Here is a 13255-nt window from a genome sequence, read left to right on the forward strand (position 1 = left end):
CACGCAGGCGGCAGGGTCGCGTTGAAAAAGCCGCGGCCGTCGCCCGTTCAACTAATGCGTCGTCTCCGACGCGGCGTGTTAACGAGGCGCTCGATGAGCGCCTTCTTTTTATTGTTTGCCGCGCGGCGCAGCGCGATCAGGCGGGCAGCGAGAAGCTCGAAATCGCCTCGCGCAGTCCGCCGACCTGGTCTTTCAGCGAATGCGCAGCGGCCGCTGCCTGTTCGACGAGCGCCGCGTTCTGCTGCGTGACCTGATCCATTTCGCCGACGGCGCAGTTCACCTGCTCGATGCCCGCGCTTTGCTCGCGCGACGCATGGCTGATTTCCTCGAGAATCTCGTTGACGCGGCGCACGGAGGCGACGATCTCGCCCATCGTCGAACCGGCGTTCGCGACGAGCGCCGCGCCTTCCTCGACGCTGCCCGTCGACGTTTCGATCAGCGCCTTGATTTCCTTCGCCGCCGTTGCCGAGCGCTGCGCGAGGCTGCGCACTTCCGCTGCGACGACCGCGAAGCCGCGGCCCTGTTCGCCCGCGCGCGCCGCTTCGACGGCGGCATTCAGCGCGAGGATGTTGGTCTGAAAGGCGATGCCGTCGATCACGCCGATGATGTCGCCGATCTGCTTCGAGCTGCTCGTGATGTCGCCCATCGTGCGGACCACGTCGTCGACCACACGGCTGCCGCGCTTGGCGATGTCGGCGGCCTCGCTTGCGAGCCCGGCGGCCGTCGCGGCGCTTTCTGCGTTCTGCTTCACGTTCGACGTCATCTGGTCCATGCTCGATGCCGTCTGCACCAGCGCGGCCGCCTGTTCTTCCGTGCGTTGCGACAGATCGGTGTTGCCCGCGGCAATTTCGCTTGCGCCGACGTTGATGTTCTCGGTGCCGGCGCGCACGCGCGAGACGGTATCGACGAGGCCGCTCTGCATCGTATGCAGCGCGTGCAGCAGGCTCGCGCGGTCGTTGTGCGCGAGCGGCACGGGTGTCGCGAGATCGCCGCGCGCGATCCGCTGGGTTGCTTCGACAGCCACTTCGAGGTCGCCGCCGAGCGTGCGCTTCACGCTGCGCAGCACGAGCACCATCACGAGCGTCGCGATGCCGCCCAGCACGAAGGTGATGACGAGCCAGCGCCCGAGATCGACGTAGAAGGCTTTCTGCACGTCGTCCATGTACATGCCCGTGACGATCACCCAGTCCCACGGCGTGAAGCGCGTCGCGTAGCTGGTCTTCGGGACGGGCGTGTCGCTGCCCGGCTTCGACCACAGGTAATCGACGAAGCCGCCTTTGCCCTGGTTCGATGCGTTGACGATATCGACGAACAGATGATTGCCCGCCGGGTCCGTGAAGCCCGACAGGTTCTTGCCGACCAGCGCCGGCTTGAACGGATGCATCAGCATGACGGGCTGCGAATCGTTGACCGACAGATAGCCGTCGGTGCCGTAGCGCAGCGCGGACAGCGTGTCGAGCGCCTGCTTCTTCGCGTCGGCTTCGCTCATCGCGTGCTGCTGCGACAGCGTGTAGTAGCGGTTGACGATCGAATTGGCCTGCTCGACGAGGGTTGTCAGTTGGTCGCGGCGGTCGGCAATCATCGACGAGCGGCTTTGCCACGCGCCGAACGCGCCGATGAGAACGAGGCCGATCCACAGGATGGCGATCATCGAGGCGAGTTTCTTGTTCAGGGTCATGGTGTGTTTGGCTTGCGGCGGCTGGGGTTGCGTGTGGCGGTCTTCGGGTTTTCTGCGGGATCGATGGCGGCAGATACAGGCGATGCCTGACAGGGTTTACGACCGCCGCAAACGGTTGCAGCAGGCGGGGAAACCCCTAATGAGCACGGCGTGTATTGGTATGACGAGAAGATGGGCGCGAGCGCGCCCGACTTGATGGAGACGTTGGCGGGATCAGATGGGCCGGTCGCGTTTGAGCGCTTTCAGCCAGGCTTTCGTTTTCTTGATGTCGTCGAACACGGGCAGATCGTGTTCGATCTCGTGCACCATGTGCACGCGCTGCGCGATCTCGTCGTCGAGATCTTCCATGGCGAATTCAGGCGCTATGCAATGGCCACGCGGGAAGCCGAAAGCGCCTTTGAATTTTTGCGCAATGTCCGAGAGTTCGCGATCCAGTTCGCCGAGCTGCTCGCGCAACACCTGGTTGTAGTGCGCGAGTTTTTCTTCGCTGATACCGTCAATTGTTTTCTGGTCGATATGTTCGAGTTCCAGTTGCAACTCCAGTAGCTGCAGAAGTTTGCGTTTCGCGTACGCCTCGTTGACCCGCTGCATCAGCGCGGTCTTGCGTGCACGCTCGTCGGGATCGTGCTCGCGATCGGGATGCAGCGCGCTCGCCAGCTTGCGATAGACATCGCGCAGCGACTGGCTGATTTCCGCCTTCGCCGCTTCCTTGCGCGCTTCGGCCTCGAGCTGCTTCGGCGTCTTCTTGCGCTTCGCGCGTCGCTCCTCGCGCGCCTGTGCTTTTTCGGCGGCTTCCGCGCGCAGGTTCGCGAACTTTTCGGACGCGCGCTTCAAGAACTCCTGTGGAGAAATCACGTCGTCTTCGAATTCGACGCCAAGCATGTCTTCGATCGCCGCTTTCATGCCTTCGAGGTCGATTTCGGCTTGCCCGTCGTCGCGGGTTTGGGCATGCCGGTCGTAGATCGACTGCAACGTATCGTCGTCATGAAGGCTAAGCAACGGCTGCAAGAGGTCGACGATCAGCTCCGAGACCATTCGACGGTCGATGGCGTTCAGGCCTTTATCGCCATGCACCGCGTCGAGCCGGTGAATGAGCTTCACCTGCGCGTCCCACGAAGTCCGCCGCAGCGGTATCAGCACGTCGACATATTTCTTCTGGAAGACGGGCGTGAAGGTTTCCCATTGCGCGAGCCGTCCACGCCGGTTTTCGATCTGCTTGACGAGTGAATTGAAGTACCTCTGGCCTTTCGATCGATGCGCCTGTTGCTTTTCCGGCGCAATGGTCACTGACCGGCCCGCTGCTTTGCTCATGAAACCCGTGCCTCCCATTTACTGAAAATGCAGCATACCGTTTCACCGGCTGAAACAGGCGAATCAGGGTCGATTTCAAACAAAATCACCACATTTTTCAAACTAATTCCATCAATTGCCAAAAGCGGCGCGGCTGGTCTGCAATCCGTTCTCAATTCCGATATAGTCGCCATTTTTGGCTCGCCGGGACGCCTTCGCGCGCAGCGCGCAAGCCATTTCGAATGCCAGATTAAAAGAGCCAATAAACCATCCATCCTTTCCCTGGAAATCGAATGCGAGCGATCATTCTTGCCGCAGGCCTCGGCTTGCGACTCCAGCAACCGCCGGGGGAGCAGTTTCCAAAATGTCTGTTGCGCTTTGACGGGATCACGCTGCTGGAGCGCCATTTGCAGATGCTCGAAGCCGTCGGCGTCGATGAGGTCGTCCTCGCGCTCGGCTTCCAGCCGGAACAGGTCGAAGCCGAGCTGACGCGCGCCGGCCGCAAGGTGCCCGAGATCAAGCTCAATCCGCGTTTCGATCTGGGCAGCGTGCTGACCGTGCACACCGTCGCCGATGCCCTCACGCGCGGCGGCGACGTGCTGCTGATGGACGCCGACGTGCTGTACGACGAGCGCATGCTGGCCGCGCTCGTGGCGGGTAAGCACGCGAATCGCCTGCTGATCGACCGCGACTTCGAAGCGGGCGACGAGCCCGTCAAGCTGTGCCTGCAACAGGGCGTGCCCATCGAGTTGCGCAAGCAATTGGCCGTCGGCCTCGACTACGACACAATCGGCGAATCGGTCGGCTTTTTCCGCTTCACCGAGGCCGCTGCGCGGCGCTTCGCGGAGATCGTGGCGGGCTATGTCGATAGCGGCCGCGCGAACCTGCCGCACGAAGAAGCCGTGCGCGACCTGCTGCTCGAACGCAGCCACGCATTCGATACAGCCGATGTCACCGGCCTGCCCTGGATTGAAATCGATTTTCCCAACGACGTTGCGCGAGCAACTAAAGAAGTCCTGCCGCAACTGCAGCGGCCGGCTTTGCATGAAGCGCTGAAGCGCTAACTCGGGCCGACCTAGGAGCCACACAATGAACGCACGCGAACCCTCTTTCGTTTCTACTCTGTCGCGCAGCGCACGACTGCGCCAGATGCTCACCAGCAACGAGCTCGAATTCCTGATGGAAGCGCACAACGGCATCTCCGCACGCATTGCGCGCGAAGCCGGCTTCAAGGGCATCTGGGGCTCGGGCCTCGCGATCTCCGCGCAATACGGCGTGCGCGACAACAACGAAGCGAGCTGGACGCAAGTTGTCGATACGCTCGAATTCATGGCTGACGCGAGCGATCTGCCTATTCTGCTCGACGGCGACACCGGCTACGGCAACTTCAACAATGTGCGCCGCCTCGTGCGCAAGCTGGAGCAGCGCGGTATTGCGGGCGTCTGCATCGAAGACAAGGTGTTCCCGAAGACGAACAGCTTCATCAAGGGCGAAGCGCAGCCGCTCGCCGATATCGACGAGTTCTGCGGCAAGATCAAGGCGGGCAAGGACTCCCAGACGGACGAGCATTTCTCGATCGTCGCGCGCGTCGAAGCGCTGATCGCGGGCTGGGGCATGGACGAAGCGCTGAAGCGCGCCGAGGCGTATCGCCAGGCGGGCGCAGACGCGATCCTGATTCACAGCAAGCTGTCGCGCCCCGATGAGATTCTCGAGTTCGCGCGCGAATGGGCAGGCCGTGGTCCGCTCGTGATCGTGCCGACCAAGTACTACAGCACGCCGACGGAAGTGTTCCGCACGGCGGGCATCAGCACGGTGATCTGGGCGAACCATCAGATTCGTGCGGCGACTTCCGCGATGCAGGCTGTCGTCAAGGAAATCTACGAGAGCCAGACGCTCGTCAATGTCGAAGACCGCATTGCGACCGTCAACGAAATCTTCCGTTTGCAGGATGCCGACGAGTACTCGGTAGCGGAAGAGCGCTATCTGTCGTCGTCGCGCGTGGCGGGTTCGGCTGTGGTGCTCGCCGCGAGCCGCGGCAAGGGCCTCGAAGCCGTGACGACGGACCGTCCGAAGGTCATGCTGCCCATCGCGGGCAAGCCGCTGCTGCGCTGGCTCGTCGACGCGTTCAAGAAGCAGGGCGTGAACGACATCACGGTCGTGGGCGGCTATCGCGCCGACGCAATCGACACGGCGGGCATCAAGCTGGTCGTCAACGAGCGTCATGAGCAGACGGGCGAACTGGCGTCGCTCGCGTGCGCCGTCGACGGCTTGCAGAACGACACCGTGATTTCGTACGGCGACCTGCTGTTCCGCAGCTACATCGTGCGCGATCTGGTGGACAGCGAAGCGCCGTTCAGCGTGGTCGTCGATTCGACGACGGTTGCCGAAGCGGGCGCGACGAACCAGAGCGTGCGCGATTTCGCGTGGTGCTCGGCCGGTGACGATCGCGGCCTGTTCGGCAACAAGGTGCTGCTGCGCCGCGTGGCGAACAACGAAGCCGACGTGAAGGGCGAAGTGCCGAATGGCCGCTGGATCGGTCTTCTGAACGTGCGCGGCGCGGGCCGCGAGCGTCTGCAGGCCGTGATGAACACGCTGCGCGCGCGCCCCGATTTCGATTCGCTCGACATGCCTGCGCTGTTGAATGCGCTGATCGAAGCTGGTGAAGAAATCGAAGTGCAATACGTGCACGGCCACTGGCGCGGCGTGAACGACCTCGAAGACTTCCGTCGTGCGGGCGACTTCGCGCACGAAGCGACGCCGCTCGCGAAGAGCGAGGCAGCGGGAGGCGCGGCGCAATGATCGAGGCAGCACAGTTCGTCGAGGCGGCGCGCGAGCGCGGCTTCGACTGGTACGCGGGCGTGCCGTGCTCGTATCTGACGCCGTTCATCAACTACGTGCTGCAGGACCCGAAGCTGCATTACGTGTCGGCGGCGAACGAAGGCGATGCGGTCGCGTTCATCGCGGGCGTGACGCTCGGCGCGCAGAACGGTCGTCGCGGCGTGACGATGATGCAAAACTCGGGCCTCGGCAATGCGGTGAGTCCGCTCACGTCGCTGACGTGGACGTTCCGTTTGCCGCAACTGCTGATCGTCACGTGGCGCGGCCAGCCTGGAGTCGCGGACGAGCCGCAGCATCAATTGATGGGCCCCATCACGCCGGCGATGCTCGACACGATGGAGATTCCGTGGGAGACGTTCCCGACGGAAGCGGAGGCGATCGGTCCCGCGCTGGACCGCGCGATTGCGCACATGGACGCGACGGGCCGCCCGTATGCGCTCGTGATGCAGAAGGGCAGCGTCGCGCCGTACGAACTGAAGGACTCGGGCCGCGCGACAAAGCGCGAGGTGCGTGCCGCGCGTGATGTTTCGCGTGCTGTTGCCGCCGATGCATTGCCGACGCGTAATGAAGCCTTGCAGCGCGTGATTGCTCATACGCCGGTGAACTCGACGGTCGTGCTTGCATCGACGGGATTCTGCGGCCGCGAACTTTACGCAATCGACGACCGGCCGAACCAGTTGTACATGGTCGGCTCGATGGGCTGTATTACGCCGTTCGCACTGGGCCTTGCGCTGACGCGGCCGGACCTGCATGTTGTCGCGCTCGACGGCGACGGCGCGGCGCTGATGCGCATGGGCGTGTTTGCGACGCTGGGCGCCTATGGTCCGTCGAATCTCACGCACATTCTGCTCGACAACGGTGCGCACGATTCGACGGGGGGGCAGTCGACGGTTTCGCCGCAGGTGTCGTTCGCGGGTGTTGCGGCGGCGTGCGGCTATGCGTCCGCTGTCGAAGGCGACGACGTGGGCCTGATCGACGAACTGTTCGCGTCGCCGCTGCTGGACGGCCCGCGCTTTGTGCGCGTCGCGATTCGCCGTGGCACGCCCGACGGCTTGCCGCGCCCGACCATTACGCCGCCCGATGTGAAGACGCGCCTGATGCGCCATATCGCCACTGCCGGCTCGAACGAAGGAGCACGTTGATGCTGCTGATGAATCCAGGCCCCGTCACGCTGACCGAGCGCGTGCGTAATAGCCTGCTGCAAACGGACTTGTGTCATCGCGAGAGCGAGTTTTTCGACTTGCAGGACGAAGCTCGCGCGCGTCTGGTCAAGCTGTATGACCTTGATCCCGCGCAATGGAGCGCCGTGCTGATGACGGGCTCGGGGACGGCGGCTGTCGAGAGCATGATCGCGGCGCTCGTGCCGGAGAATGGCAAGTTGCTGATCGTCGAGAATGGCGTGTATGGCGAGCGTATTTCGCAGATTGCGGCGCAGTATCGCATTGCGCATAGCGTCGTGAAGCATGAGTGGATGCAGGCGCCTGATCTGGCGCGGATTGCGGCTGTGCTCGATGCCGATAAGGCGATTACGCATGTTGCTGTGATTCACCATGAGACGACGACCGGGCGGTTGAATGATCTCAAGGCGCTGGCAGCGGTTTGCCGCGAGCGCAATGTGAAGATGCTGGTTGATGGTGTGAGCAGCTTTGGCGCTGAAGAGATCGACTTCGCTGAAGGCACGATTGCGGCTGTTGCGGCGACGGCGAATAAGTGTCTGCATGGCGTGCCGGGTGCCGCTTTTGTGATCGTGCGGCGGGATGCGTTGGCGGCTGCTGCGAGCCGGACTTATTACCTCGGGCTTGTGCGGCTTGCCAGTTTGCAGGATCAGCGGAATACGCCGTTTACGCCTTCTGTGCATGCTTACTATGCGCTTGTGGAGGCGCTGCGCGAGCTTGATGAGGAAGGTGGATGGCGGGCGCGGCATGCTCGTTATCTGGCTCTGGCTGAGCAGGCTCGGGTGGGGCTTTTTGCGCGTGGCATTGGGAGTGCTCTGCCGGCGGTGGAGTCTTCTGTCGTGCTGCGGGCTTATAAGTTGCCGGACGGCGTCTCTTATGAGCGGTTGCATGATGCGCTTAAAGCGCGCGGCTTCGTTATCTATGCCGGGCAGGGTGGTCTGTCTAAAGAGCTTTTCCGGATTTCTACTATGGGGGATATTCATTCTCCTGATATTGAGCGGTTGCTCGTGAGTTTTGATGAGTTGATCCGGTAGGCGGTTTTTGGTTTTTTTTGCCTTTGCGGCGCGGGTGGTTTGCTTGTGGTTTTGCTGGCATCCGCGGTTTGTTAGCGTGCTTCACGCGTCGCCCCTGTGCGGGGCGGCACCTACTTTTCTTTGCCGCCGCAAAGAAAAGTAGGCAAAAGAAAGCGGCTAACACCGCCAGTTCTAGTTCTTGCCTGAGGGCCCCCAACCGGTCCCACGCTTCACAAGGCAATCACGTGACTCATGTTCGTTGCCAACGCTCTGAATTGACGCCTCACGCGCTTCACCCACCTGCGCTGCATCATGCCGTGCCAGATATTCCACTGCCGCCCAGGTGGCAAACTGTGTGTAGGCCGTAGCACCTCACACGCCTCACTCCGGACCGTTAGCGCACGCGTCCCACCCTGTAAGAGCGCCAGGCCATACGCCGCGACAACCTACACACAGTTTGCCACCTGGGCGGCACAAACCGTTCGCTGCCGCTAGCCCGTGTATAGGAATTTGAAGCAGGTGAGGCGCTCATTCAGCGCGCTGGCAACGCAGACGAACAAGGACGTTGCCGTGTGAAGTGTGGGACCGGTTGGGGGCCCTCAGGCAGGAAGAAGGATTGGCGGTGTTAGCCGCTTTCTTTTGCCTACTTTTCTTTGCGGCGGCAAAGAAAAGTAGGTGCCGCCCCGCACAGGGGCGACGCTTGAAGCACGAAGGCAAAACGCGGATGCCAGCGAAGAGGCAAGAACAAACCACCCCTCCGTCGCAGACAACAAAAAAAACTCAGAAATTGTGCTTCAGCCCAACAGTCACAGACACCTGCCTATCTGTAGTGGAATTCGGCAAATTAGGAATCTGCGCATAATTCACGCTCTGTCCGGTGACAGGATCAGTCCCAATCCCACTGCCAGCGGCTTTCTGGAAGATTCCAACCGCATACAACGTCGTCCGTTTGGACAAACTATACGTCGCCCCAAGATTGACCTGATGAAATTTCGGCGACCCGCTGACATCAGTCTTCATCGAGTTATAGATATACGCGGCCCCAAGCGTAAAGGCAGGCGACAAAGCATACGTCGCATTCACCTCAACGATATCGAACCGCACATCCGCGCCTTGCGGCTGAGTGGCGCTCGCAAAATACTGACTATCGTCAAGCCGTGTATGCGTATAAACAAGTCCAAAAGTCGCCGGCCCGAAGCTATAAGACCCACCCACACCAAACGCCTTCAACGAATGCGCATTCTGCAACTCGCAATACATCGCAGTCGGATTCGAGCACGCAAAATCCCCGATATAACCTTGCTCGCCGCCTAACGCAGCATCGAGCGGATTATTCAGATCGAGATAACCGACCCCGAACGAGAAGGGCGCATTGTTATAACTTGCGGAAACCGCCCAACCACGCTTCTGCGAAAAATCTCCCGCAACACCACCCAGCGAATACGTGCCGCTAGCCGAGAAACCCGCAATAGTCGGACTGACATACTGCACAGCATTATTCAGATTAAGCGCAGCATTCAGATTATCGACGTCGCCGATATGCGCCCCATACAACGTGGCCCACGTATTACTGGAAGCATACGGCGCGAGCGCATTCGTGTACGAGTCGAACTGGCGGCCAAACGTCAGCGTCCCGTATTGCTCATTGGTCAGCCCGACCCACGCGTTCTGATTGAAGAGCGTGCCGCCCTGCACGAAATTGCCGCTGCCCGTAAAGAAGCTGTTCTCGAGCTTGAACGTCACCGACGTGCCGCCGCCAATATCTTCACTCCCAGTCAACCCGAAACGTGAAGGCGCAGAATTCCCGCCCGTGAACTGAAAATTGTGTCCGCCGCCGACACTGCCATCCGCATGCGTAACCTGCTGGTTGTTCGTGTACGTGATACCCGCATCGACATCGCCATAAAACGTGACGCTGCTCTCCGCATGCGCCATGCCGGGCGCGGCGATCACAGCCATTGCGCCGGCGAGCGCGGCCACCGCCGCCGCGATGGTGCGCGGCGTCGTCCGATGTTTCATGTCTCTTCCCCTTTGTCTTATGTGTCTGCTTCGTGAGCGCGCGATCCGGCTGCCTTGCCGATGCGTCAAGCCCAAAGCAAAATATGCTTCGGCAAGGCAGCGCGCGAACGCTTACGCGTAATTGATCATCACGGACTTGCTTTCCGTGTACTGCTCGATAACCGCGCGTCCCAGTTCGCGGCCGAAGCCCGATTGCTTCATGCCGCCGAACGGCAGCGCGTTGTCGAGCAGCGAGTGACAATTGACCCACACCGTGCCCGCCGCAATGCGCGGAATCAGCTTGTGAACGGCCGACATTTCGTTCGACCAGATGCTCGCGCCGAGACCATACGGTGTGTCGTTGGCGAGTTGCACGGCGCTGTCGATATCGTCGAAAGGCATGGCGACCAGCACCGGCCCAAAGATCTCTTCGCGCACCACGCGCATCGTGTGATTCGTGTCGACCATCACGGTCGGCTCGACGAAGAAGCCAGGCTTGTCGATGATCTTGCCGCCCGCCGCGGCGCGCGCGCCTTCCGCGAAGCCCGAGTCGATATAGCCACACACGCGCTCGCGCTGTTTCGCGGAGACTAGCGGGCCAATCAGCGTCGACGGGTCCATGCCCGCGCCGACCTTCAGGCTCTTCGCGATCTGCGCAACGCCGTCGATTACCTTGTCGAACACCTTGCTGTGGATATAGACGCGCGAGCCCGCCGTGCACACCTGGCCCGAGTTGAAGAAGATCGCGTTCGCAACGCCTTGCGCAGCCTTGTTGATATCGACGTCAGGCAGCACGATCACAGGCGACTTGCCGCCCAGTTCGAGCGACATGCGCGTCATGTTGTCGAGCGCTGCATGGCCGATCAGCTTGCCCGTCTGCGTCGAGCCCGTGAACGCAATCTTGTCGATGCGCGGGTCGCGCGACAGCGCCGCGCCCGCCGTATGCCCATAACCCGTGACGATGTTGACGACGCCTTCCGGATAGCCCGCCTCGCGGATCAGCTCGCCAAGACGCAGCGCCGTGAGCGGCGTGTCTTCGGCGGGTTTCAGCACGACGGTGCAGCCCGTCGCGAGCGCGGGCGCGAGCTTCCAGGCGGCCATCAGCAGCGGGAAATTCCACGGGATGATCGCGCCGACCACGCCGACGGGTTCCTTGCGCGTGTAGGCGAATATTTCGCTGTCCGGCATGTATGGCATGCCTGCATCGATCACGCTGCCTTCGATCTTCGTCGCCCAGCCGGCCATGTAGCGGAAGCACTGCGCGGCCATCGCTACATCGAGACCTTGCGCGACCATCACCGGTTTGCCGTTGTCGAGTGATTCGATCTCGGCGAGTTCGCGCGCATTCGCTTCGACGAGATCGGCAAGCTTCAGCAACAGACGTTCGCGGTCAGTGGTTTTCATCGTGCGCCACGGGCCGGCATCGAATGCGCGGCGTGCGGCGGATACGGCTTGCTGCACGTCGTGCTCGTTCGCCTCAGGGACGCGCGTGAGCACGCTGCCGTCGGCGGGATTCATGACGTCGATCGTGCGGCCCGACGATGCATCCGTCCACTCCGCGCCGATCAGCATCTTCTTCGGCTTCGCGATGAACGCTTGCGTTGCGGCGAGCAGCGGGAAGGTGTTGTTCGTCTCCATGTTCGATTCCTTTGATTGGGGATGTTCAGTAGCGATCCGCGACGCCCTTGATGCCGCGCTCGTGCAGATCGCGGATCAGTCCGGCGCGCACGGTCGCGACATCGGAGAGAGCGGGGCGGCGTTGCGCAGAGACTTCAGCGGCCGTGTAGGGCTTGAAGTCTTTCGGCAGCGCTTCGTGGTTCATCGTCGTGAGCAGCCAGTTCAGCACGTCAGCGAGTTCCTGATCGGAGAGCGCCGAGTTCGATGCGCCCGGTACGCGCATCACATACTCGCGTCCGGCGGGCAGATGTTCGAAGTAGCCAAGCGAGTGCGCGAGCGGCGGCACCTTGCCGGGAATGCCGCCGCCCGTCGCCGTGTGACAGCCCATGCAGTTGAGCACCCAGTGCTGCTGCGCGAGCGACAGGTCCGCGCTGCTTTGCGCATTGGCAGGCGAGGGCGGCACGTAAGTCGCGGCGCACGCGATGAGCAGCATCGATATGCGCCGCGCTGCGCCGACCCACAACGTCACCGCTGAAGCCGCGCGCGCGCCGCGCGCGGGCTGTTGCGCGGGCACGCGGTCGCCGGCACGAGACACGCGAGCGGCGTTCATAGGCCGAGTCCCTTCGTGACGACCGCGCGTTGCGTGTGGACGGCCGCGCTGTCCATCGTCTGCGCGCGGGCCGCCTTGATGTCGGCGGCCGTGAACGGCTTCGCGTCGCCGTGCTGCGCGTTCAGATCGAACACGACGTAATTCAACACCTGCGCCAGGTCTTCGTCGCTTGCGCTTGCGAAGCTCGGCATCTTGAAGTTGTAGCTCTTGTCCTGGACCTTGATCTCGCCGAACATGCCGTGCACCACGGTCGACGTCAGTTGCGCGCGGCCCGGCGCCGTCGTCGAGTACTTGCCCGGATACTCGGTGAGCGGCGGCGCGAGTCCATCCTGGCCTTTGCCGCCTGCCTGATGGCACACCGCGCACTGTGCGTCGAACATGCTCTTGCCGGCGGGGTAGTGCACGTTCTGCGCGAACGAGACGCCCGGCATCGCCAACGACGCAGCCGCCGCAAGACAGGCGGCCGCGATTTTTCCAGCGTGATTCACTTTCATTGCTTTGCTGCTCCAAGCAGGACCGAAACCGAACAGTGATAGTTCGAATTGCCGTTCGCCATGCACCAGTTGATGTCGTTGTCGAGCGACAGCTTGTAGAGCGGCTTCTCGCGTTCGTTGCGGTTGCAGAAGCACTTGCCGCACGAGGTTTTGCCGCAGCAGTCGTTGTACGAGACGATGTAGTCGGAGCCGTCGTGCGGATTGCGGCAGGTGCCGATCCACGTAATCGGCGAAGGCGTGGTGCCCGGCGGGCAACTGCTCGACGTGCCGCCGCAGCAACTGCAGAGCCAGCCGTCGATTGCGCAGTACTTCCAGTAATCGCAGCTCATCGGATCGTCGCTGGCGCCCGATGCCGCAGCGCCCGATGCGCCCGACGCTGCCGAGGCCGCATCCGCTGCATACGCGGTGCGATCGACGGGCAGCAGCGGCAGCATTGCCGAGCCGACCAGCACGCGGCCGAGCTTCGCCATTGCGCTGCGCCGCGAACTGTGCTGCGCGACGCCGCGCGCCGACTTCTCGAACCATGAATCAAAAACGCCCAT

Annotated in this window: 12 protein-coding genes; 4 read left to right on the forward strand and 8 right to left on the reverse strand. The window is 62.2% G+C overall.

Annotation, left to right across the window (positions count from 1 at the left end):
• Positions 1 to 136 precede the first annotated feature (136 nt).
• The 3 genes from SB822_RS40490 to SB822_RS40500 form a co-directional block, all read right to left on the reverse strand.
• Positions 137 to 1678, reverse strand: a complete 1542-nt coding sequence (locus SB822_RS40490) for a methyl-accepting chemotaxis protein (RefSeq protein WP_410857326.1) — start codon at positions 1676 to 1678, stop codon at positions 137 to 139.
• 213 nt (positions 1679 to 1891) lie between these two features.
• On the reverse strand, positions 1892 to 2989 hold the full coding sequence (locus SB822_RS40495) for a J domain-containing protein (protein WP_410857327.1): 1098 nt from the start codon (positions 2987 to 2989) through the stop codon (positions 1892 to 1894).
• Entirely contained in the window at positions 2986 to 3375 is a 390-nt protein-coding gene (locus tag SB822_RS40500) for a hypothetical protein (RefSeq protein ID WP_179142699.1), read from the reverse strand. The genes SB822_RS40495 and SB822_RS40500 overlap by 4 nt, the downstream gene beginning before the upstream one ends.
• Here SB822_RS40500 and SB822_RS40505 point away from each other — a divergent pair.
• From SB822_RS40505 to SB822_RS40520, 4 genes are read left to right on the forward strand one after another with little or no spacing between them, the layout of a single operon-like run.
• A complete protein-coding gene (locus tag SB822_RS40505) occupies positions 3262 to 4032 on the forward strand; it encodes an NTP transferase domain-containing protein (RefSeq protein WP_007743460.1) in 771 nt (256 codons plus the stop codon). The genes SB822_RS40500 and SB822_RS40505 overlap by 114 nt on opposite strands.
• Positions 4033 to 4057: 25 nt before the next feature.
• On the forward strand, positions 4058 to 5767 hold the full coding sequence (gene aepX / locus SB822_RS40510) for a phosphoenolpyruvate mutase (protein ID WP_007743461.1): 1710 nt from the start codon (positions 4058 to 4060) through the stop codon (positions 5765 to 5767).
• Positions 5764 to 6948 carry a phosphonopyruvate decarboxylase gene (gene aepY, locus SB822_RS40515; RefSeq protein WP_410857328.1) on the forward strand — a complete coding sequence of 395 codons (1185 nt, stop codon included), beginning with the start codon at positions 5764 to 5766 and terminating at the stop codon, positions 6946 to 6948. Before aepX ends, aepY begins: the two co-directional genes overlap by 4 nt.
• Positions 6948 to 8015 carry a 2-aminoethylphosphonate aminotransferase gene (locus SB822_RS40520; protein WP_410857329.1) on the forward strand — a complete coding sequence of 356 codons (1068 nt, stop codon included), beginning with the start codon at positions 6948 to 6950 and terminating at the stop codon, positions 8013 to 8015. Before aepY ends, SB822_RS40520 begins: the two co-directional genes overlap by 1 nt.
• A 759-nt stretch (positions 8016 to 8774) precedes the next feature.
• Here the strand turns inward: SB822_RS40520 and SB822_RS40525 are convergent.
• The 5 genes from SB822_RS40525 to SB822_RS40545 form a co-directional block, all read right to left on the reverse strand.
• On the reverse strand, positions 8775 to 10013 hold the full coding sequence (locus SB822_RS40525) for a porin (RefSeq protein ID WP_410857330.1): 1239 nt from the start codon (positions 10011 to 10013) through the stop codon (positions 8775 to 8777).
• Positions 10014 to 10124: 111 nt separating this feature from the next.
• Positions 10125 to 11630 carry an aldehyde dehydrogenase family protein gene (locus tag SB822_RS40530; protein WP_410857331.1) on the reverse strand — a complete coding sequence of 502 codons (1506 nt, stop codon included), beginning with the start codon at positions 11628 to 11630 and terminating at the stop codon, positions 10125 to 10127.
• A gap of 25 nt (positions 11631 to 11655) precedes the next feature.
• Positions 11656 to 12219, reverse strand: coding sequence for a c-type cytochrome (locus SB822_RS40535; protein ID WP_410857332.1), 564 nt, complete (start codon positions 12217 to 12219; stop codon positions 11656 to 11658).
• On the reverse strand, positions 12216 to 12713 hold the full coding sequence (locus tag SB822_RS40540) for a c-type cytochrome (RefSeq protein ID WP_410857333.1): 498 nt from the start codon (positions 12711 to 12713) through the stop codon (positions 12216 to 12218). Before SB822_RS40540 ends, SB822_RS40535 begins: the two co-directional genes overlap by 4 nt.
• The gene (locus SB822_RS40545) at positions 12710 to 13255 is read right to left on the reverse strand and encodes a methylamine dehydrogenase light chain (RefSeq protein WP_007581308.1); all 546 of its coding nucleotides are present in this window, start codon (positions 13253 to 13255) and stop codon (positions 12710 to 12712) included. Before SB822_RS40545 ends, SB822_RS40540 begins: the two co-directional genes overlap by 4 nt.

The organism is Paraburkholderia sp. SIMBA_054 (genome assembly GCF_046534875.1).
Classification (GTDB): domain Bacteria; phylum Pseudomonadota; class Gammaproteobacteria; order Burkholderiales; family Burkholderiaceae; genus Paraburkholderia; species Paraburkholderia hospita.